This is a genomic window from Halomonas sp. FeN2, from assembly GCF_020595105.1.
In the GTDB taxonomy this organism is placed as follows: domain Bacteria; phylum Pseudomonadota; class Gammaproteobacteria; order Pseudomonadales; family Halomonadaceae; genus Vreelandella; species Vreelandella neptunia.
In genome coordinates, this window is record NZ_CP074200.1 from 2788140 (window position 1) to 2810600 (window position 22461).

Sequence of the window (22461 nt, forward strand, 5' to 3'; positions counted from 1 at the left end):
TTCCGTAGCACATGCCAATTAATAGCCGAGATTTGGCGTTGGAAACACTGCTCTTAATGGTCGCATCAGCGCTACTTTTTATGGGTGTGGCGGGGCTAGTGTTTGGAATTGGTGCTCAGTACTCGCTGTTCGCAGTGTCATTGGTGCCGGACGCTGCCCTCATCACGTTGCTGTTAGGTATCGGCCTGCTGGCAGCATTGCAGCATTGGCGGACGTTGCGCCTGCTCTGTGCTTGTTTATTGATGGTCGTGCTGGTGTATACCCTGGTGCACAATCAATGGGCGGGAGGGCAACAAGAATCATGGTTAACCGGCCAGCTGCGGATTACTTCAATAGCCGCTTTAATGCTATTAGTAGTGGCGCTGTGTTTATTGATTGGGTTTGCCACCTCTAGGCGCCGGTGTATATGGCTGGTGACTGGCATTGTTTTATGGCTCTTTGCAGGCTTAGTCATTGCACGTTTATGGAGTGGCGTCGAAGTAGATAGCCCACTTTTTTCCTCATCACCTGTGGCGGTGGTGGTTTTCGCTATGCTGCTTGGGGCCGCTTTGGTCGCGATTGGGAGGCGCCAACAACCAGAACGCCTTAATCCAGGCCGTTGGGCTTTCGTTGCGGCGGTGACAGGCGTGGCGATTAGTAGCATTGTGTGGCTGCTACTCAGCATGCAGCAACATTCAGCCACGCATCAACAAGCCATGTACCTACTGGATAATGTCCAGCTCAGTGCCGAACAGGCGATGCGTACCCGTTTAGACCAGATGGAGCGTATGGCCAAGCGATTGGATGCAGCGGGAGGCAATGTTGACGCGGCCTTATTGGCCCAAGATGCCCAGAACTATCTCGACGATATGCCCAGCTTAAAAGCCATAATGCTACTCAATGAAGAGACACAACGCGTGTGGTCGATCGCTCGCACTTCTAAGGAGCAGATGTGGTTTCAACAGCAAATAACCAAGCCGCGAGTAACTAACTGGTTGGGCGTTCCGCTTGGCCGGCCACGCTTAATGATGCCAGATGCGGGTCACCCCCAGCGGATACTGCTGACTATTCTTACCGAGAGAAGTAACCAACAGTTACTGTCGACGTTCGATATCTCGCAAATGCTCAATAATGAGCTGCGAATGGCGCTAGGACCTTTTCAAGTCAGCATTAATCGTGGCTCAGAGCCGCTGCTTATACTGCACCCGGCAGGGTTTAATGCTGACCCTGTGTTAACGCCAGATATGGCGCTGGCATCGCGGCATGCTGGTTTGCCGGGAGGGGTCAACTTCACATTACACGCCTATCCGGGGGCCCACTATAACTGGTATATGATGAGCTTTATGCCCGTTACCGTTGCCATGGGAGGGCTGCTGCTCAGCTGGTTATTGGCATTTAGTTTAGGTTTGGTGGAAGCGGGTATTGCACGTACTCAAGAGTTAACAGCGGCGCAGCTTTCACTGGAAGAGAGTGAGCAACGTTATCGCTCACTTTTTACCCACCACCCTGATGCGGTGTTTTCACTCGATAGAGAGGGCTGCTTTGTTACCGCCAATGCGAGTTGCGTTACCATCACCGGCTATACGCATAGTGAAATCTTAGACCAGCATTTTACGCATTTTATTAATGCAGACGACATGGATCGTATAGGTCAGTATTTTCAAGCGACCATCCAGGGCGAAATTTCGCGTTTTGAGCTCTCTATTATTGATCGCAATGGTGAGCTCCACCTTTTAGACTTGATTGCCTTACCGATTAGCATCAATGACAATGTTGATGGCATCTATTGCATTGCCCAGGACGTCACGGTCAGCCGTGCGCAGCAAACTCAATTACGAATCTTAGAGCGCAGTGTTGAAGCTAGTGTTAACGGGGTACTGATTGCGGATGCCACTCTGCCGGGTATGCCAATCCTGTATGCAAACCGGGCATTTACCACTATGACTGGTTATACACAGGAAGATGTTATCGGTCACAACTGTCGGTTTCTGCAGGGCAGTGATAGCGACCCTGCCAGCGTGGCGAAAATCCGCCGTCACCTTGCTCAGCAGCGTGATGTTCACGTCACCCTGTGCAATTATCGTAAAGATGGAACCCCTTTTTGGAACGATTTATATATTTCTCCAGTTCGTGATCAAGACGGGCGCGTTACCCATTTTGTGGGGGTTCAACACGATATTTCTAAACACAAGGCGTATGAAGCACGTCTGGCTTATCATGCCAGTCATGATGCTTTAACTCGGTTACCTAATCGTGCGCTGTTTGAAGATAAGCTGCTGGCGCAATTCACCCTTTTACAGCAAGGCGAGCTGCGATTAGCGGTGCTATTTATTGACTTGGACGATTTCAAACCAATAAACGATAACCTCGGCCATGCCGTAGGGGATCGGGTATTAACCGAGGTGGCTAGGCGCCTGCAAGCTACCTTAGGGCCAAACGATATAGTGGCGCGGCTAGGTGGCGATGAGTTTGTGATGCTACTTACTGATATCACAGAAGAAGCGCAGGTAGTAGAACGTGTAGAGTGCATGCTAACGACACTGGCGCGACCCTATTGCCTAGACGGACAAGAACTTTACCTCACGGCCAGTATTGGCATTGCGCTCAGTCAAGACACTACCCTACAGCCGCAAATGCTGATTCAGCAGGCAGATATGGCGATGTACAAAGCCAAGCAGCAGGGCCGCAACGCCTTTGAGTGGTTTACCGAGGCCTTTACCGACTCAGTCAGCGAGCGGATGGTGTTACGCCATGACCTGCAAGAAGCAATCGAGCGGGAGGCCTTCCAGCTACATTATCAGCCATTGATAGACCAGCGAGGTCAGTTGGCGGGCGTTGAGGCTTTGCTACGCTGGCAACACCCGAGTAAAGGGTGGATTTCACCATCACGTTTTATACCGCTTGCTGAAGCCACCGGCCAGATCATGCCGATCAGTGAATGGGTGCTTAAACGTGCTTGTTTGGATATGCAGGCATTAACCCTAGAAGGGTTGGGGCGGGTTCAAGTCGCTGTTAACCTATCACCCCTTCAATTTAACCGTGCTAGTTTTCTGACTACGCTGCGTCAAACGCTGTTAGACACTGGGTTGCCACCGGAACAGTTATCGTTAGAACTGACCGAAGGAATCCTAATGGATAATACCGAAGCGGCGATTGATACCCTTCAAGCGCTGCGAAGTATGCAGATAAGCGTATCGATCGATGATTTCGGCACCGGGTTTTCAAGCTTAAGCTATTTAAAACTCCTGCCGATCAGCACAGTAAAAATAGATCGTAGCTTTATCCACGAGCTTACCCATAGCGACGATGATGCCGCCATCGTGCAAGGCATTATTTCCATGGCGCACCACCTGGGGCTAAGGGTGGTGGCGGAAGGCGTCGAGACGGAAGAGCAGCATCTACGTTTAATGGCCTATCAATGCGATGTATTTCAAGGTTTTGGGTTAGCGAAGCCGATGTCAATAGATGCCTTGAAAATCTTTATTACCTCGCTATCGACCGATTCAATTCCCGATTACGAGGCAAATGAGTGACTAGCTTGCCAAGCGAAAGCCTGCTTGCTGAAAATCAGTGGTATGTTTATCTGCTGGAGTGCCAGCGCGGCACCTATACGGGTATTACCAATAACCTGGCAAAGCGCTATCAAGCACACTGCACAGGCAAAGGGGCGCGTTATACCCGTGCGAATCCTCCCGTTGCACTGCTGGGCGCCGAACCGTTTAATGATCGCGCTACCGCAAGCCGGGCTGAATACCAGTTAAAGCAACAAACGCCGAGTCAAAAGCGCCGCTGGGCCGAGCAGTGGCCTGTTCAGTTAGACGCCGATTGAGGAGCCCACATGCTGACATTTTACTCAGAGGACAGCCGTTTGCGCCAAGCGCGCACGGAATTACACGATGGCGCGCTGGTGACTCCGTTTGAGTGCCCCGAACGCCTTGATTTAGTGCTGAAGCATCTTCGCCAGTCCGAGCTTGGGGATATTCGTACTCCTAGCGCCTATGGGGTAGCGCCAGTATTAGCGGTGCACGACAAAGAGTACGTGGAGTTTCTAGCCAACTGTTGGCAAGAGTGGCAGGCGGCTGGGCATGAGGGGGAGGCGATTCCCAATATTTGGCCCGCACGAACCATGCGTGGTGACCGCATTCCGCGATCCGTTAGCGGTCAGCTAGGCTACTACGCGTTGGCGGCGGAAACGTCGATCTCAGAAGGCACCTTTGAAGCCGCCATGGCGAGTAAAGACGTGGCGTTAGGCGCGGTAGAGCATACGCTGCAAACTGGCGAACCCAGTTTTGGTTTATGCCGGCCGCCAGGCCACCACGCCGCGTTTGATCAGTTTGGCGGTTACTGCTTCTTTAACAATGCCGCCATTGCCGCCCAGCGAGCCTTAGATACAGGCAAACGCCGGGTCGCCATTCTTGACGTCGACTTTCATCACGGCAATGGCACCCAGCAAATTTTCTACCAGCGTGACGATGTGCTGTTTATCTCGCTGCACGGCGACCCCGAAGTTACCTTTCCTTACTATTTGGGCTACGCTGATGAAAACGGCGAAGGGCAAGGCGAGGGCTTTAACGTCAATTACCCGTTGCCGCCGGGTACCAGCGTTACCACGTGGATGGCCACACTTGAACAAGCCTTGGCGCAAATTAAAGCCGCGGAGTGTGAATGCCTGATCGTATCGCTAGGAGTCGATATCTTCGAAGGTGACCCCATAAGTGCCTTCACCTTTACTAGCGCAGATTTCATAGCGTTAGGTGAGCGCCTGGCTCAAGCAGGCCTACCCAGCGTATTTCTGATGGAAGGGGGCTATGCGGTAGATGAAATCGGTGTCAATGTAGTCAACGTGTTACAAGGTTTTGAACAGGCGCTATAAAAAGGTCTGGAACTGCCTCTAACCAAGGGTAAAGGTTAACCGTGACAGCGGCCCCTAAATCGGGCAGGCTATTGCCCTTTCAACGGGGCAGGGAGCTCAAGCGTGGCAGTGTATGGTGGAATTCAGGCACATGAATTGGAGCGTTGGCTTAATGCGTTAACCAACGCCGCCTATGACCGACGCTGCCCGCTGGTCAAAGTGCACGGTGGCAACGCCCGTGCGCGTACTGCCCGTCAAGACCTCCTTCATTTGGCGCACGACTACCGCTGCGGCGATTCTAGCCGCGAAGAGAGCGCCGCCAACCTGGGCCGCTGGTGCCAAACCTACCTTTCAGAGGCCGAGTGGTACGTGCTGGTCGGTACCCGTCAGGCACCTTCCCAGCCGCAAAGCGAAGAAGAACGAAGCCTCACCGTGCTCAAGCAGCACCGGGTGGGGTAACAGCGCTCATCAGCACTAACTGCGATCAAAAGCTCCTGCGATGGGGCTTTTTTTGTGCGCGAGATGTATGTCTTAACAGGTAGCCGAATTTTTTTAATGGCAGGAAAATTAGTAGGTGCTTAACAACGATGTGTTGACAAAAGTTTAACAAGATGAGTAGTTTGAAAGGATATGTCTACTCGACTAACGTTTTACAAAAACGCTATCTAAGAGCAGGGGGCAATACATCTTGTGACCATTACACCAGCGCTATCGGTTCGCTCCTTGGGCGTGAATTTTGGCTCCAACCAGGTTGTTAAAAATCTGAGTTTTGATGTTTATCCCGGTAAAACGACGGCAATCGTTGGCGAATCTGGTTCGGGTAAATCGGTGACTTCACTGGCTATTATGCGCTTGGTGGAGTACATGAATGCTGAGATTACCAGCGGCACAATACTGTTCCACCGTGACGCCAGTGGCTCTCAACCGCAAGATCTTACCCAGCTTTCGGATAAGGCGATGCGCAAGATACGTGGCAAAGAGATTGCCATGATTTTTCAGGAGCCCATGACGTCGCTGAATCCGGTTTACACCATTGGCGATCAGATTACCGAAGTGCTGGTATTGCATGAGAAGCTAACCCAAGACGCGGCGCGGGTCGAAGCAGTAAAACTGTTAAAACTGGTGCGCCTGGCCGATGCTGAAGCGCTGTTAAAACGTTACCCCCACCAGCTATCCGGCGGCATGCGCCAACGAGTGATGATAGCGATGGCGCTGGCCTGCCGACCAAAAGTGCTGGTTGCCGATGAGCCCACCACCGCATTGGATGTCACCATTCAAGCGCAGATCCTTACCATTATGCGTGACCTGCAGCAGGAGCTAGGGATGGCTGTCATCTTCATTACCCACGATATGGGGGTGGTGGCGGAGATGGCCGACCAGGTAGTGGTCATGCGCCATGGCGAAAAGGTCGAGGAAGGGGCGGTGGAGGAGATTTTCGCCCGCCCCCAACACCCCTATACCCAAGCACTGTTAGCGGCGGTGCCAAAGCTTGGCAGCATGCAGGGCGAAGCCCTTCCACGCATGGATCCATTAGTGGTGCTGGATGGAAATGTTGCGCGTACGCTGGGTGAAAGTCGTCAGCAGGATACCGCTAGAACCGATGCAGCCCCAGTGGTGGAGATAGAAAATTTAGTCACCCGCTTCGATATCCGTAAGGGCTTCTTTGGTGGAGTTAGCCATCGCGTCCATGCGGTGGAAAATGTCAGTTTCAGCATTTTTCCTGGAGAGACGCTGGCGCTGGTAGGAGAGTCGGGGTCTGGCAAGTCGACCATCGGGCGCACCATTCAGCAGTTGCAGGAAAGCACCAGTGGCACGATACGCTTTGGTGGCAAGGCCGTGGCCGACATGTCGCGGGCAGAAAAAATGCGCCTGCGCCAAGAAGTGCAGTACATTTTTCAAGACCCGTTTGCCTCCTTGGATCCCCGCAAAACCGTGGGCTTTTCGATAGCCGAACCCATTCGTACGCACGGCTTGTTGCACGGTGCTAAAGCAATCCGTCAGCGCGTTAATCAGTTACTTGAGCGCGTTGGTTTGAGTGCTGATCAGGCTGAGCGCTATCCCCATGAGTTTTCTGGCGGCCAGCGCCAACGGGTATGTATTGCCCGCGCTCTGGCTTCCAAGCCTAAGTTGATCATTGCTGATGAAGCGCTATCTGCCCTCGATGTTTCTATCCAGGCGCAGATCATTCACTTGCTCATGGAATTGCAGCAAGACGAAGGCTTGGCCTATCTGTTCATTAGTCATGACATGGCTGTAGTGGAAAAAATGAGCCACCGCGTGGCGGTATTGCATCTTGGCCAAGTCGTTGAGTTAGGCGAGCGTCGAGCGGTGTTTGATTCGCCTCAGCACTCCTATACCCGCAAGCTGTTGAGCGCTGTGCCGGTGGCCGACCCCTCACAGAGGCGGGAGCGTACATTGCTGCAGGGCGATATTCTTAGCCCTATCCGTAAGGTCGGTGATGAGCCAGAACATTTGCCATTAGTGCAGGTGGCTAGCGGTCATTTCGTTGCCCAGGAAGTAGGCAGCGCCGAGCGTTTGGCATCATAGTTAGTTTCCTGATGGTATAAAAACTGTGAGACAACAACAGGAGTAATCCCATGAAGAAAAACAAACGCGTGCTCAATGGTGCCATCGCCGGTATGGCACTGAGCGTTGCCTTCTCTGCCTCTGCGCAGGCTGGTTCATTAACAATTGCTTCACCGCAAGATCCGGGTAGCTGGGATCCCATCGACACTTTTTTGGTGAATTGGGCCTCGGTCGCCACCAATATTTTCGATGGTTTGACTTATCGAGGCCCTGATTTAGAGCTGGTGCCCGGCCTGGCAACCGAGTGGGAGGAGCTGGATGAGGGTACCCGTATCCGTTTCACTCTGCGTGAAGGCGTCACCTTCCATAATGGCGAGCCCTTCAATGCTGAAGCGGTAAAGTTTACCTTTGATCGCTTATTAGGTGAGGAAGGGGGGCAGGGGCCCCAGCGCTCCAACTACACGGCGATTGAAAGCGTGGAAGTCATTGATGACTATACAGTCGACTTCCACCTGAATGAGCCCGACCCAGTGCTGCTCACCAAACTAGCAGGCTACGGCGCAATGATTGTGCCACCGGAGTACCTGGCCGAGCATGGCGATGAGCACTTCAATACCCATCCGGTAGGCACCGGGCCTTTCAAAGTAGTGGAATATAATCCCCGTGAAGACGTTCAGCTTGAGGCCTTTGCCGAGCACTGGGGCGGCGCGCCGAAACTTGACGAATTGACTTACCGCTTTATCTCCGAGCCATCTACTGCCGTGGCTGAACTACAGGCTGGGCGGGTTGATATCGTCATTCCGCCGACGGTTCCTATCGGCATGATCGACACCATCAATAACCATGACGGGATCAGCGTTGTCAGCGTGGCTTCGCCAACGGTGGAAGCGATTCGGTTCAACACCCAGTCCGGTATTACCGCCGATGAACGCGTGCGTAAAGCCATGATCATGGCGGTGGATCGTCAGGCGATTATCGACTCCATCCTGGCTGGCGAGGGCGAAATGATCGCCAGTTTCCAGGGCGCTCAGTCCTTCGGTAACGACCCAGATATGGAGCCCCTGCCATATGATCCGCAGCAGGCTCGCAAACTGCTGGATGAAGCGGGCGTCGAGCAAGGCGCTACGGTACAGATCGATGTGCGCGGTAACGACGCCACCTTTGGTGAGGTGGCCCAGGTAGTGGCGGCTTACCTGCAAGGGGTGGGGATTACCGCATCGATCCAGCCTTACGAGACCAATGTGCTACTCAACGACATTATTCCGGCAGGCCGCACTGGAGAGATGTTCCAGCAGAAATGGGGCGGTTGGACGTTCGACTTCGACAATACCGCTTATCTGATGTACCACACAGGCGAACGCTGGAATCCTTATGACAGCGACGCTGAGTTAGATGAAATGCTCGAATCCCAGCGCAGCATTACGGATCAGGAAGAGCGAGAAACGCTGCTCCAGGAGATTGCCCAATATACCCAGGATCGCGCCTTGGAAATGCCGCTCTATAGTATCAATGCCCTTTACGGTGTCAGTGACCGGGTGGAGAATTTTGAGCCTGCCCCGGATAACCGTATACGTTTAACCAACGTGGACGTTAGTGAATAAACGTAACGCCATCCGGCCGCTTGCAAGAGCGGCCGGTTCTTCACACTGACACTTCACAAAAGCTTCATGTAAGCGTTTCGGGCTTGGGGTCATAGTGGCAAAATTTCTTCTTTATCGAATACTGCAGGCCGTCTTTGTGGTGATCGCCGTGACGCTGATCGTCTCTTTTGCGATCAGGTTAACCGGTGATCCGGCGGTCATGCTGGCACAAGGGGCGGGGAGTATTACCGAGGCGGATCTGGATAGGATTCGTGAAGCCTTGGGGTTGAACCAATCCTTCCTGACCCAGTACATCGGTTTCCTGCGCGGTCTGGTGGTGGGTGATTTTGGGCGCAGCTTTATGGGCGGAACCCCTGTGAGTGACCTGATCGGTCGCGCGCTGCCCGCCACCTTGGCGCTGGCTTTCGCCTCGCTGTTTGTGTCTATCGTGGTATCGATACCGCTGGGAATCAAGGCAGCGGTATCGCGGGGAAGGTGGCCCGACCAGATGATCAGGATATTTTCCCTGATCGGGCTCTCTTTTCCTAACTTCTGGCTGGCCATCATGCTGGTGCTGCTGCTCTCCATCACTTTTAATCTGCTGCCGCCCAGTGGCATGGAGGGCTTCTCCAGCTTCATTATGCCCGCGGCGACGATGGGGATCATTCTAACCGCCACCAACGTGCGCCTAGTGCGAACCACTATGCTGGATACCCTCCGCTCTCAGTACATCATGGTGGCGCGGGCAAAAGGCCTTTCCAACACGGTCGTACTCTACAAACATGCGCTGCGCAATTGCTCCATTCCGCTGATCACCTATTTTGGTTTGCAGTTCGGTGGTCTGTTGGGCGGTATCGTGGTTGTCGAGCGTGTCTTTAACTGGCCAGGACTCGGCACCTTGGCTTTCGAAGCCGTATCGGCCCGGGACTATCCCGTTCTACAAGGTGTTATCACCGTGCTTTCGTTAATGATCATCTCCATTAACCTTCTCGTTGATATCGCCTATGGCCTGGTCGACCCCAGGGTGCGCAAGGAATAATCATGACCGCAGCTATTAAAACTGACAAATTGAAACGCTTTAAGAACCTTGAGTTTATCCTTGGCGTGCTGCTTGTGGGCGGTATCGGTTTTGCAGTGATCTTCTCCGGCTGGCTGTTTCCGGGTGGAGGTTCAGAGCTTAACTTAGCCTACCGTTTAACGCCCCCACTGGCGGAGCCAGGCTTCCCCCTCGGCACGGATCCATTAGGCCGGGACGTGCTCGCGCGAGTGATTATCGGCGGTGAAATCTCGCTAAAAGTTGGGGTCTACTCAGCTCTCGGAGCGGTGGTGATCGGCATCATTATGGGGTTGGTATCCGGCTACTACGGTGGGTTTCTGGATATGATCGTGATGCGCTTTGCCGACGTGCAGCTCGCGCTGCCCTTCATCCTGCTGGCGATTACCTTTATTGCCGTGATTGGTGGCGGGCTAACCAATATGATTATTCTGTTGATTATCTCCCAGTGGGTGCAGTACGCGCGCTTGGTGCGCGGCTCGGTGCTATCGCTGCGCGACCGCGAATTTATTCTGGCGGCTAAAGCGATTGGGGTGAAAGATATTCGCATTCTGTTCCAGCATCTGTTGCCGAATCTGATTGGCCCCGTCATCGTGCTGATGACCCTCAATGTGGCCAATAATATTCTGCTTGAGAGCAGCCTGACCTTTTTAGGCTTGGGCGTGGATCCAGTGATTCCCAGTTGGGGCGGCATGCTGGCTGAAGGGCGTACCTACCTGCAAACGGCGTGGTGGGTTAGTGTGTTCCCCGGCCTGGCTATTCTGTTAACCGTGCTGGGGCTGAACCTGCTGGGTGACTGGCTCCGGGATGCCCTGGATCCCACTGGACGCACCTCCTTATGACCAACGATCCCCGTATGGATATCTTGTTAGAGCGCTCGTTTCCACGCACCACGCGATCTTTGCTTGATGAGTACGCCACGCCTGCCTACCAAGGCTATCAGTTGGAGGCATGGGTCTTCGACGATGAAAGCGAACGTCAAGCCACAGAAACGGCCTTCAGGGCTGCGGGTATTAGTGCGCGCCTGCGCAGTGCCTATAAGCCCCTGGTGCACTTCTTTTTGGAGGAGTTCTCGTGGGCGTCGCTGCAGTCGTTGGTAATTGAGTACCCGGTGTTAGCACATGCGCCGCGCCGCTTTCTGCTGGAAGCCTACCCGATGGCGGCGCTACTTCCGCAAGGTGTATCGTTACGCTGGGAGGAAGTTGATGCCACGTCCTCCACTGACTCTACGCCTCTTCATTATCGCGTCCGTGTGGAGCGTAGCACTGGGGAGCTGGAAACGTACTGTGTTGAAGCGCCTAATCGTCAGCATCTAGATCATGTAGACGAAGCACAGTGCTCACCCTGTGGCTGGCTGCGGCTCACCTCTCCCAATGGCGAGGTAAGCGAGTCAATTGTTGAGACGGACTATGAAGCGCTGTTTCAAGCGGCGATGGCGACGTTATCCTCAACCCAGTGGCAGGCAGTGTCGCCCTATTTCGAAGAGCTCAACTTTACGGTGCAGTTGCCCTGTAGTGACCGCCGTTTAGCGTTGGACGATGAGCATATCAGCCTTGCCGAGGCGCTCCATGAAGAGCTCTATTTCTCAGCGCTGGAGTATTTTCAGCGCCGTGCAGGGTTGGCGCTGGGGGATCGATCCATTCAGCCGGGGCAGATTGTGCCGGAAGTCTCCTCCCAGGGGGAGCAAGCCTATTTAAACGTCAGCCTGCGGCCTTTGGATGCCTCCCAACTGCCGCGGGCCGAGGTAGAGCTGGAGAGCGCACAGCAGGCCATCGGCGTTGAGCAAATAGAGGCGATATTAGCAGAACTGGGTGGTCAGGAATTACAGACCAAGACACGGGCGGGGAGAGCGATAGAGGCGCGTTATATCATCGGTACTGACCGCGCCGTGATGATCAGTGCGGGGCAGCATGCCAACGAAACCTCCGGCGTGGTGGGTGCCTTACGTGCCGCTCATCAGCTTAGCGGTGAGCCAGAGGCCCACTTCGTCATCTCGCCGCTGGAAAACCCTGATGGCTACGCGTTGCAGGGCCGGCTCATCGCCACTCAGCCACGCCATATGCACCATGCGGCGCGCTACACGGCCTTTGGTAATGACCTCCAGAGCCAGCCGCTTGGGCAGCCATTTGAACATGCTATTCGTGAACAGGCATTCGCTTTCAGTAATGCCGGACTGCATATCAATCTGCACGGCTACCCGGCCCATGAGTGGACGCGGCCGTTAAGCGGTTACGTGCCCCGCGGCTTTGAGATGTGGACGATTCCCAAGGGCTTTTTTTTGATCCTGCGCTATCAACCAGGCTACGAAACAGCGGCTGAGCAATTGGTGGAAGCCGTCACCCAGCAGCTTGCGCAAGTGCCTGGTCTGGTCGAGTTTAATGCCGCGCAAATTGCGCTATTTGAGACCCATGCGGGGGCGTTAACTTTCCAGATGTTGAATGGCTTCCCCTACCTAAGCTCGGAAGACGCCGATCAATTAACCCCATTGATGCTGATCACTGAATACCCTGATGAAACCCTAACCGGCGAGCCCTTTGTGCAGGCGCATACCGCGCAAATGGCAACGGTGGTGGCGGCCTATAAGGCCTTTCAAACGCTCTCATTGAATGCTTAATCTCAATGACGGCGAGACTGTCAAAATAGCGTCGCACTGATACAATGGATAAATGAACAGTGCTTTCGAGACACCTACCGCCTCCCTTGATGACCCCTTCTATTACTTAACGAACTTCCGCTTCGTTTTGGCCTGGGTGGGGGAGCGCCACGCTGATCTGCTTGCAGCAGACGAACTCGCTTTTGTTGAACAGTTTGAGAGCTTGGCGCAGGCCTCTCAAGCGCTCTTGGTACGCATGGTAATGCGCAAGGGGGAGCTGTTTCGGCTCAGCAAGCTCAGTTATGCCGAGGTAGGTGACAGCGCCGAAGCGATGGCGCCCTTGATCGCGCTTGGCTGGGTCGATAGCGACCCGGCGCTTAGCGTCGATGAGCTGTTTAACCAGCTACGCTTGGCCGAGTTACGCCAGGCGTTGGCGGCGGATATACGCGCCGCCGGGCTGAGTGCCTCTAGCGCCAAAACCGTGCTCTACGACACGCTGGCAAGCCCACTCAATGAACCCAAGCGGTTATGCCAGTGGTGGCCCGAGGCAAACGATCCAATTCTGCGGCTAACGGTCATGGAAACCTGCGACCGGCTGCGGCTGATGTTCTTTGGCAACCTGCGCCAGGATTGGGCCGAGTTCGTTTTGACCGAGCTTGGCCTCCAGCGTTTCGAGTCGGTGCCTTTTACCCCGCAGTCCCGCGCGTTCCAGTCGCGCCAGGAAGTGGACACCTACTTAGCGCTCCATCGTCTGCGCCAACGTCTGGACAACGGCGAGTTGCCCGCCGATCTATTCCCTGAAGTGCCACCGCCTGCGGATAACCGCTGGCTGGCCACACGGCGCGCGCGGTTACTGCTCCAGTTGGGCCGAGTAGCAGAGCGTAGCGGAGACGCAGCGCTAGCGATGACGCTGTATAGCGAGTCCGCCAGTAGTCAGGCGCGCGTTCGGCAGCTACGTGTGTTGGAGCGCCAAGGGGAACACCCTGCGGCCTTTGAGCTGGCGACCCAAGCGCTTAATAGCAGTCCCAACGAAACCGAGCACCAGGCGCTGGCGCGGATTCTACCCCGCTTGCGACGGCGACTTAAATTGCCTGCTGAGCCGAGCGACCCCGAACCCGCCCATGAGCGGTGGGACTTATTATTGCCTGGGCCGCAGTGGGTTGAACGCGCCGTGGTCGAGGCACTCAGCGAGCCTGGGACGCCGGTCTACTACGTGGAAAACGCGCTGCTGACCGGGCTGTTTGGTTTGCTCTGCTGGCCAGCGATTTTCGCCCCACTGCCAGGGGCCTTTTTCCATCCTTTCCACAATGGCCCGGCGGATTTATACCGCGACGATTTTGTGGCGCGGCGGCAAGACACCTTCGATGCCTGCCTGGCACACCTGAACGACGGCAGCTATCAAGAGGTGATTCGGGCGACTTGGCGGGAGAAACACGGCCTGGCGTCTCCCTTTGTGCACTGGGCGATTGTCGATGAACCGCTGGTTGAGCTGGCGTTGACGTGCATTCCGCCTGAGCACTTAAAGCGCTGCTTTGGGCGGTTGCTGGGTGATTTGAAAGCCAACCGGGCCGGACTGCCGGATTTAATTCAATTTATGCCCGATGCGCCCGTTGGCGAGCCACGCTATCGGATGATTGAGGTCAAAGGCCCCGGCGATCGGCTGCAGGATAACCAACGCCGCTGGCTTAAGTTCTTTCACAGCCATGGGATGCCCGTCGCGGTATGTTACGTGCGCTGGGTCGCCAGCGATGAGCCTGAGTCATGATCGCGAAGTATCGCGTGGCGGTGCGGGCGCTGTGCGACTTCACTGCTCGGGAGGGTGATCTCGATCACCGCTTTACCCCGGCCCCCAGCGCGCGCGAAGGCATAGAAGGGCACACCCTTGTAGCCAGCCGACGCGGGGCAGACTATATCGCCGAATTGCCGCTGACCGGCGCCTTTGAAGGGCTAACCGTCACCGGCCGCGCCGATGGTTATGACCCGGTGGCCAACCGCCTGGAAGAGGTCAAGACCCACCGTGGCAGCCTGGAGCGCATGGCGGATAATCAGCGTGCCCTCCACTGGGCGCAGGTAAAAGTCTACGGCGCGCTGCTATGTGCTGAGCGTGCGTTGGAACAGGTTACCTTGACGTTGGTTTATTTGGATATTGCCAGCGGCAAAGAGACCCTGATCAGTCGGGAAGCCACTGCCGATGAACTCCAGGCCTTCTTCGTCGAGCAGTGCCAACGCTTTCTTGCCTGGGCAGAACAGGAGGCCGGGCACCGTCAGGATCGCAATAGTCGCCTGCAGACCCTGCGCTTTCCCCATGCTACGTTTCGCCCCGGCCAGCGCGAACTCGCCGAAGACGTTTACAAAGCTGCCAGCACCGGGCGCTGCCTGCTCGCCCAGGCGCCCACGGGCATCGGCAAAACGCTGGGCACGCTGTTTCCCATGCTCTCGGCCATGCCCCGCCAGCAGCTCGATCGCATCGCTTTTCTGACCATGAAAACCCCTGGCCGCCGTTTGGCGTTAGATGCCCTGGCTACACTGCGCAATAGTGATGAAACACTTCCTCTGCGGGTGCTGGAACTGGTGGCGCGGGAGAAAGCCTGCGAATACCCAGATCGCGCCTGCCACGGTGAGTCGTGCCCATTGGCCGCAGGCTTTTACGATCGCCTGCCCGCGGCTCGCCAAGCGGCAGTAGAGCAGGCATGGCTGGATCGTGACGCGTTGCGCGAAGTGGCGTTGGCCCATGACGTGTGCCCGTATTACCTGGGTCAGGAGCTGGCGCGCTGGGCCGATGTGATCGTCGGCGACGTCAATCACTGGTTCGATAGCCACGCGCTGCTGCACGGTTTGGCCCAAGCCAACGATTGGCGCACGGGCGTGCTGGTCGACGAAGCACATAATCTGATTGAGCGCGCCCGCGGCATGTACAGCGCCGAGCTCGATCAGCAGCGTTTCAATCGCGTGCGTCGCGCTGCCCCAAAGCCGCTCTCTCGACCCTTGGGTCGTTTGGCCCGCCAGTGGCAGGCGGTGATTGGAGATGCGGGGATTGAGGAACAGGGCGAGCTGAGACGCCCGGCCTACCGCCTGCTCACGGCGCTGCCCGAAAAGCTGGTAACCGCTGCCCAGCAGGTCGGCGCTGCGATTACCGATCACTTGGGTGAGCACCCCGAAGACGCCAGTTTGGAGCTCCAGGAAGTGTTATTTGAAGCGCTAGCGTTTTGCCGCCTGGCAGAGCACTTTGGTGAGCACTCCCTGTGTGACCTTACCCGCTACGGCCGTGGGCGAGCGGTGCTGGGTCTCCGCAATCTGATACCCGCCGATTTTCTGGCCCCGCGGTTTAAAGCAGCCCGTACAAGCGTGCTATTTTCGGCAACGCTAACCCCTGCTCACTACTATCGGGATCTCCTCGGCCTGCCGGAGAACACGGTATGGCGTGAAGTTGCCTCCCCCTTTGCTGCGCGTCAGCTTGAGGTGCGAATACGCAGCGATATCTCGACGCGCTATCGTGATCGAGAGGCTTCGATCGATCCTATCGTCGCGACCATGGTGCAGCAGTATCAGCGCAAGCCCGGCCACTATTTAGCGTTCTTCAGCAGCTTTGCCTACCTGGAAGCAGCGCTGGCGCGATTTCGCGAGGTGCACCCGGAAGTGCCTGTGTTCAGCCAAACCCGCGGGATGCCGGAAGCGCAGCGCGAAGCGTTTCTGGCGCGCTTTGCGCCCGGCGGAGAAGGCATCGGCTTTGCGGTGTTGGGCGGTGCCTTTGCGGAAGGTATCGACCTGCCTGGCGATCAGTTGATCGGTGCTTTTATCGCCACCCTGGGGCTGCCACCGTTTAACGACTTTAACGAAGCACTCAAAGCACGCTTAACCGCACGCTTTGGCCAGGGCGACGATTACACCTACCGCATTCCCGGCATGATCAAAGTGGTGCAAGCCGCAGGCCGCGTTATTCGTAGTCCAGAAGATCAAGGGGTTGTGGTATTAATGGATGATCGTTTTGCCCAGGCCAGTGTGCGCGCGCTATTGCCACGCTGGTGGTCGCTGGGCAACCCCACTCCCTAATTGAGAACCTTAACGCGAGCCATGACAGATCTACTTTGGTACCAGTATGCGCTGATTGGGCTAATTTTCGCCTGGAGCGGTTTTGTGCGAACTAGCCTGGGCTTTGGCGGCGCCGTGCTGGCGCTGCCTTTCCTACTTTTAGTGGTCAATGAGCCACTGGTGTTCTTGCCGATTATTGCCATTCACCTGCTGATTTTCTCCAGTTGGATCGCCTGGAGCGGGCACCGCCAATTGCAGAAAGCGGGCGTGGGCACCACATCGCCAGAGAGTAATATCGATTGGGGGTATTTAACCAAAGCCTTGAAAATCATGATCATCCCCAAACTGATCGGGGTGGTAGGGCTGTTAACGCTGCCCGCGCAGGTCATGACCAGTATCATTTTCGGCATTGTGATCATCTATGCCATTGGCTATGTGCTGAACAAGCCCTTTAAGAGTAAGAACAAGTACGTGGACTACGTGCTGCTGGCACTCGGCGGCTATGTCAGCGGTACCTCGCTGATTGGCGCGCCGTTGATTGTGGCGGTGTTCGCCACTCACGTGGCCAAAGAGCAACTGCGGGATACCATGTTTGTGCTGTGGTTTATCCTGGTGGTGATCAAGATGGTCTCGTTCTTGATTGCAGGCGTGGATCTGCAGTTAATCCACCAGCTGTGGCTGCTACCCTGCGCTTTTATTGGCCATCTGGCAGGCGAGAAAGCCCACCGCTATATGCTCAATGCGGATACCGGGCTGTTCTTCCGTGTGCTGGGCGCGGTGCTGATTTTGGTCAGCGTGGCGGGGTTGATTCACCCGCCAGGGTAACTAAACCATGTAAGCACTTAACTAGCAGGGTTTGTGGGTGGCTGCTTGGTCGAGCGGAACGATTGAATACGCGCATTGATTCCATTAATCAATGTCTCTTTGGATAGCCGTGATTTAAGCAAAACAGCTTCGACTTGCCCATGTTGTTGCTTTGTCATATCGGCTCCGGAAAGGATGACCAATTTAGCGTCAGGCTGGCAAGCGCGAATGTCAGCAACTAACTCCCATCCCGATCCATCCGGCAGCCCGATATCAAGGAGTACGACGTCAAATGACCCCTGCTTCAGGCGTGTGCGCGCCTCTTGCACCGTATAGGCAGCTTCAAAAGAAAAGTGATCACCGGCCATGGCACAAACCACTTCATGTAAGTCGCTGTCATCTTCGATGTGAAGTACGTGTGGACGGTGCTCGTACTTTTCGGATAATTGTTGCTGGATTATGCCGATGAGTCGTTGCTGATCGATCGGTTTAGCCAGCCAGTCAATGTTTGTTGCATCGCCGTTGATAGCTAAACGACCCTGTTCCATTTTTGCCGAGACCACGACTATCGGTATGTCAGCGGTGTCTGGCTGTTGGCGCAGCAGACGGATAATATCTAGGCCATCGGTATCGGGTAGCATCAAATCCAGGCTAATAAGGTCGTAATGCGTTTGCTTCAGGCGGTTCAGTGCCTCTGCGCCAGTCGATGCAGTATCGACTTGGTACCCGGCATCGTTGAGCATGATACTCAGCAGTTTGGCGACGTCTTTATCATCTTCGACCACTAAAATGCGGGGAGCTTCCTGATGGTCAGTGATACCTTCCAGTTGCCAAGTATCTTGCTCTGCCGCTTGTACTAACGGTAGTTCAAAGAAAAAGCGTGATCCGTTGCCTTCGGTGGACTCAAAATCAATCCGCCCCCCCATGTGTTCCACCAGTTCACGCGTGATGGCTAAGCCAAGGCCAGTGCCTTCTTTAGCACGGGAATCCGAGGCATCCGCTTGGGCAAAACGCTGGAATATTTGTTTACGAAACGCGTTGGCAATGCCTGGCCCGCTGTCAATAACGCTGATACTTACCTTGCTTTTCGTTGTCTCCACCGCGAGGATCACCTCGCCCCCCTGGGGAGAAAACTTGATCGCATTGGATAACAAATTGGCCAGTATCTGCATTAAGCGCTGGTTATCAACATTGATCAGCGCATTTGACGCATTACCCGCCAATGACAGCGTAATATCCCGGTTGCTTCCATAGTGCTGGTTCGCCTCCAGGGCCTGTTCGAGCAAGGGCATTACTGCATGAACCTGCATATCGAAATGCAGTTTACCTTCGGCGATTTTTTCGATATCCAGCAAATCGTTAATCAAGTGAGTCAAACGCTTGCTGTTTCTATGGGCGGTAGCCAGCAGTGTCCGGGCTTTTTCAGGCAACTCACCAACATTACCGCCGACCATCAAGCCCAGCGCACCGGAGATGGATGTTAACGGCGTACGCAGTTCATGGTTAACCGTCGATATAAACTCATTTTTAATCTGGTCGGCGCGTTTCCGCTCGGTAATGTTTTCAGCAATACCCACGTAACCATTAATCTCTCCGGCACTGTCGCGCATGACCGTGACTACCATTGATACGGGGATCTGGTGGCCATCTTTGTGAACGTAGATCCACTCGCGTTTTTCTGATCCACGTTGTTCGGCTTTCTCCACAAATACTCTAAAACCCTCAACGGAATGGCCTAGCTCAGTGGTTAGTTGTGCCGACCGAGCATCCACCTCCTCTTTCAGGTGCAATATGGCGGGGGTCTGTTTGCCGACCATCTCTTGGTGGCTATAACCGAGCATATTCTCGGCACCTTTATTAAATGCAGTGATTATCCCGGTAGTATCGGTCGCAATAATTGATACTTCCGACGCGGACTCAAGCACACTGGATAAAAATCGCTCGGCTTTATAAATGGCCATATCCGCCGCTTTGCGCTCATTGGCTAAGCGGTTCATCGCGTGGGCTAATGCAGTTACCTCCGGGCCGCCCTTTTCCTGGAAATCACTATCAAAGCGTGCATTATCAGCCATATGCTCAATACGGCGGGTTATTCTTTCTATGGGCTGCGTTAGGCTGCGTGCAATCCATGCCCCCGCTAAGCCCACGATGGTCATAGCAATCAGCGCGATAAGCAGAAAATGGCGAAAAGATGCCTGCGCTGGGGCTATGGCCTCACTGTAAGGCAGCGCCCGCAGGATGATCCAGCCGGGAGAGTCCAACTGCCGGCTAGCCACTAGGTAGGACTCTTGCTGATACTCAACGATGCTGCCCGCAGGGCTGAGCGATAGTGCCGCGTCGACTAAGGCATCAGCGCCTTCATCGGGCAGAGGTTCGGGCCTGTCGAAGCGCTCTTGCATTGATACAAACAGGCGGTGTTGAGGGTCAATGATCAGGGTAACTGTGCTTGGGTCGCTCTCAATGACGCTCCCTGTGTCGACGAGGGGCGTATTGGCAAGATTCAGTAGACCGCCCGCATAGCCGATAAGATCGCCACTCTCAGCCACAATCGGTTGCAAGTATGAGAGCAACGGCAGCCCGGTGGTACGCCCCAAAATCGGCTCAGAAATCACTGCCTGTTGGGTTTGCCGGGCAAGTTGAAAGTGAGGGCGGTCGGCGTAATTGGTGCCCAAACGCCCCGGTGAATATTGATCTTCTGCAACAGCAGTGGCCTCTGCATCAAGCACCAGCAAGCCATCCGGGAACAGCTCGCTGGCAACAGAAGACTTCTGCAGCAGCGATTGCAGTGCGTCGTCGTCAAGTAGCTGTCCGTCATCGGTAACTAAGCGGGTGGCGAAGGCCTCCAATCCCAGCAAACGTTTTTGATTTGATAACTCCAGCTCGGAGGCTACGCGCTTTATGACCGCTGTTTCTCGCTCAGCGACCAATGCTTCGTAATCGGAGACCATTAACTGGTAAACCGTTGCTAACATGCCGCCGACCAGGATGCCACTCGTGACTAGCACGAGTAGGACAATTCGCACGCTTAGCGGTGCTTTTATCATGATAATACCCTTGGCAATACAATAAAAAAGTTGGCTCCGCCACCTATCGCTTCGCGGTAGCCGACTTCTCCGCCCATTTGCTGGCAAATTTCCTGGCTAATCGCCAGCCCAAGCCCCGTTCCGGGTAGCTTTCGGGTATCACTGCCGTCAGCTTGAGAAAAACGCTGAAACAACTGAGCGCGAAATATCGGATCAATCCCCGGGCCGTGGTCGCAAACGGAAATTTCGACGGTGTTGGCATAAGGCTTAACTTGAACCTCAACAGCTTCGCCTTGGGGGGAAAATTTAATTGCATTGGATAACAAGTTAGAGAGTGCTTGTGCCAAGCGAGGAGCGTCAACATTAACCTGAACGCGAGGCCATTCGTGAGGTGTTGGAATAGAAACTTGGTGCTGCTTGCTATAGCCGTCCATGGACTCAATGATCTCATCAAGTAACGGGGCTAGCCACTGCATGCTCAGGTTCATGGGCATTTTGCCAGCCACCAGTTTTTCCATGTCTAATAAATCATTAATCAATACGAACAAGCGTTGAGCGTTGCGTTCAGCGGTGCTTAGCAGCGCCTGAGCTTTGCTGGGTAGGGGGCCTGCGGCACCACCGTTCAGTAACCCCAGTGAGCCTTTAATCGACGTAAGCGGGGTTCGCAATTCGTGGCTAACGGTAGCAATAAACTGATCTTTCATTTTATCCAATTTGCGGCGCTCGGTGATGTCTTCTATCAATGACCAGATCACCTGTCGCCCATCCTGTTCCTGGCTGAGCATGCCTTGCAAGCGGACGGGATAACGGCTGCCATCCTTGCGGACATACTCTTTCTCGTAAGGGCCGTAGCGTCCCGTCGACTTTAAGCTTAAAAGCGCTTGCTCTTCTGCGGGTTGGTACTCTATCGGGGTGACGTCCCAATAGCTCAATGAAACAAACTCATCGCGGGTATAACCCGTGGGTAAGAGTAAGGCGTCATTTAAATCGATAAACTGCCCGGTGGCCATATCATTGAGGGCAATACCGATGGGAGAAAATTCGAACAGCCCCCGTAAGCGGGCTTCACTTTTCCCTAAGAAAAGGCGTGCCAGTTCCTGTTCATGAATATCTTGCAGGTAACCATGCCATAAGGTGCTGCCATCGATAAGGCGTTCTGGTTTGGCTTGGCCCGTAATCCAGCGATAGTCGTTTTCCTGGCGCGCAACACGAAACGTTGCCGTCCAGTCTTCCAGTGTGTTGGCTGAGTGTTCGATAGACGCACTGATGGCGTCGAGATCATCGGGATGAATCCGCTCAAAGGCCGGGGTAGCATCCTCTGCGGCCTGCGCGGGGGTGATGCCATACAGTTGTTGAATTTGCGGTGAGCTGAATGGAAACGTCATGTGGCCGTCAGGAAAACGGCGAAACTGATAGATCGTACCTGGCAGTTGGGCCACTAGCTTTGTCAGCCGTTCACGGCTGGTTCTCAATTCAGATTCAAGGCTTAAGTATGATTGTTGGCTGATTTCGTCGACTTGTATCAGCTCTTCCGCCGTTGCCGCTAGATCGACCAACATACCGATCTGTTCTGCTGAAAAGGTTCGCGGTTGAACATCGATCAGGCACAGTGTGCCAATGCGATAGCCGTCGACGGTATGTAACGGCGCGCCCGCGTAAAAGCGTATCTTAGGTGCCTCGGTCACTAGGGGGTTGGTGGCAAAGCGGGGATCTTCCAGTGCATTTTCGACGATCAATGGCGAGCTGGACAGAATGGCGTGACCGCAAAAGGATAGGTTACGCGGCGTTTCCTCAGCATCGAGCCCTTGACGTGACTTGAACCACTGCCGCTCGTGGTCAATTAATGAGACAAGGGCAATGGGCACTGAGAAATACTGTCGGGCAAGGCGCGTTAGGCGATCAAAGCGCTCCACCGGGCCGCTATTCAGCAATCCGGTTGCATCAAGGGCGCGCTGACGTTCATTTTCGTTATCCGGGGTCGGTGGCGTTATCATTGTTCTACCTCAACGGTCACATCGCTT

Annotated in this window: 14 protein-coding genes; 12 read left to right on the forward strand and 2 right to left on the reverse strand. The window is 54.8% G+C overall.

Going from position 1 to position 22461, the window contains the following annotated elements; genetic code table 11:
- Positions 1–11 precede the first annotated feature (11 nt).
- From KF947_RS12900 to KF947_RS12955, 12 genes are all read left to right on the forward strand, one after another.
- Positions 12–3512 (forward strand): bifunctional diguanylate cyclase/phosphodiesterase, encoded by a 3501-nt coding sequence (locus KF947_RS12900; protein WP_227404122.1) that lies wholly within the window; start codon positions 12–14, stop codon positions 3510–3512.
- Positions 3509–3808, forward strand: coding sequence for a GIY-YIG nuclease family protein (locus tag KF947_RS12905; RefSeq protein ID WP_227404123.1), 300 nt, complete (start codon positions 3509–3511; stop codon positions 3806–3808). Before KF947_RS12900 ends, KF947_RS12905 begins: the two co-directional genes overlap by 4 nt.
- 9 nt (positions 3809–3817) lie before the next feature.
- Entirely contained in the window at positions 3818–4852 is a 1035-nt protein-coding gene (locus KF947_RS12910) for a histone deacetylase family protein (RefSeq protein WP_227404124.1), read from the forward strand.
- Between the two features lie 102 nt (positions 4853–4954).
- Complete coding sequence (locus KF947_RS12915; protein ID WP_227404125.1) at positions 4955–5290, forward strand: hypothetical protein; 336 nt, start codon at positions 4955–4957, stop codon at positions 5288–5290.
- A gap of 231 nt (positions 5291–5521) precedes the next feature.
- On the forward strand, positions 5522–7378 hold the full coding sequence (locus KF947_RS12920) for an ABC transporter ATP-binding protein (RefSeq protein ID WP_227404126.1): 1857 nt from the start codon (positions 5522–5524) through the stop codon (positions 7376–7378).
- 50 nt (positions 7379–7428) lie between these two features.
- The gene (locus tag KF947_RS12925) at positions 7429–8958 is read left to right on the forward strand and encodes an ABC transporter substrate-binding protein (protein WP_227404127.1); all 1530 of its coding nucleotides are present in this window, start codon (positions 7429–7431) and stop codon (positions 8956–8958) included.
- A 94-nt stretch (positions 8959–9052) separates the two neighbouring features.
- On the forward strand, positions 9053–9976 hold the full coding sequence (locus KF947_RS12930; protein ID WP_133731654.1) for an ABC transporter permease: 924 nt from the start codon (positions 9053–9055) through the stop codon (positions 9974–9976).
- Between the two features lie 2 nt (positions 9977–9978).
- Positions 9979–10833, forward strand: coding sequence for an ABC transporter permease (locus KF947_RS12935; RefSeq protein ID WP_227404128.1), 855 nt, complete (start codon positions 9979–9981; stop codon positions 10831–10833).
- The gene (locus tag KF947_RS12940) at positions 10830–12605 is read left to right on the forward strand and encodes a peptidase M14 (protein WP_227404129.1); all 1776 of its coding nucleotides are present in this window, start codon (positions 10830–10832) and stop codon (positions 12603–12605) included. The genes KF947_RS12935 and KF947_RS12940 overlap by 4 nt, the downstream gene beginning before the upstream one ends.
- A 52-nt stretch (positions 12606–12657) precedes the next feature.
- The gene (locus tag KF947_RS12945) at positions 12658–14349 is read left to right on the forward strand and encodes a VRR-NUC domain-containing protein (RefSeq protein ID WP_227404130.1); all 1692 of its coding nucleotides are present in this window, start codon (positions 12658–12660) and stop codon (positions 14347–14349) included.
- A complete protein-coding gene (locus tag KF947_RS12950; RefSeq protein WP_227404131.1) occupies positions 14346–16634 on the forward strand; it encodes an ATP-dependent DNA helicase in 2289 nt (762 codons plus the stop codon). The genes KF947_RS12945 and KF947_RS12950 overlap by 4 nt, the downstream gene beginning before the upstream one ends.
- Positions 16635–16655: 21 nt before the next feature.
- Entirely contained in the window at positions 16656–17438 is a 783-nt protein-coding gene (locus KF947_RS12955) for a sulfite exporter TauE/SafE family protein (RefSeq protein WP_227404132.1), read from the forward strand.
- A 17-nt stretch (positions 17439–17455) separates the two neighbouring features.
- Here the strand turns inward: KF947_RS12955 and KF947_RS12960 are convergent, their stop codons facing one another.
- Positions 17456–20461: a response regulator gene (locus KF947_RS12960; RefSeq protein WP_227404133.1), complete on the reverse strand. Its 3006-nt coding sequence runs from the start codon at positions 20459–20461 to the stop codon at positions 17456–17458.
- Positions 20458–22434, reverse strand: a complete 1977-nt coding sequence (locus KF947_RS12965) for an ATP-binding protein (RefSeq protein WP_227404134.1) — start codon at positions 22432–22434, stop codon at positions 20458–20460. Before KF947_RS12965 ends, KF947_RS12960 begins: the two co-directional genes overlap by 4 nt.
- Positions 22435–22461: the final 27 nt, after the last annotated feature.

Excerpts from the sequence above, each read along its gene's own strand:
- KF947_RS12950 (WP_227404131.1), top strand. The coding sequence starts at position 14,346 with ATGATCGCGAAGTATCGCGTGGCGGTGCGGGCGCTGTGCGACTTCACT.
- KF947_RS12965 (WP_227404134.1), bottom strand. The coding sequence starts at position 22,434 with ATGATAACGCCACCGACCCCGGATAACGAAAATGAACGTCAGCGCGCC.
- KF947_RS12945 (WP_227404130.1), top strand. The coding sequence starts at position 12,658 with ATGAACAGTGCTTTCGAGACACCTACCGCCTCCCTTGATGACCCCTTC.
- KF947_RS12900 (WP_227404122.1), top strand. The coding sequence starts at position 12 with ATGCCAATTAATAGCCGAGATTTGGCGTTGGAAACACTGCTCTTAATG.
- KF947_RS12960 (WP_227404133.1), bottom strand. The coding sequence starts at position 20,461 with ATGATAAAAGCACCGCTAAGCGTGCGAATTGTCCTACTCGTGCTAGTC.
- KF947_RS12955 (WP_227404132.1), top strand. The coding sequence starts at position 16,656 with ATGACAGATCTACTTTGGTACCAGTATGCGCTGATTGGGCTAATTTTC.
- KF947_RS12935 (WP_227404128.1), top strand. The coding sequence starts at position 9,979 with ATGACCGCAGCTATTAAAACTGACAAATTGAAACGCTTTAAGAACCTT.
- KF947_RS12925 (WP_227404127.1), top strand. The coding sequence starts at position 7,429 with ATGAAGAAAAACAAACGCGTGCTCAATGGTGCCATCGCCGGTATGGCA.
- KF947_RS12910 (WP_227404124.1), top strand. The coding sequence starts at position 3,818 with ATGCTGACATTTTACTCAGAGGACAGCCGTTTGCGCCAAGCGCGCACG.
- KF947_RS12940 (WP_227404129.1), top strand. The coding sequence starts at position 10,830 with ATGACCAACGATCCCCGTATGGATATCTTGTTAGAGCGCTCGTTTCCA.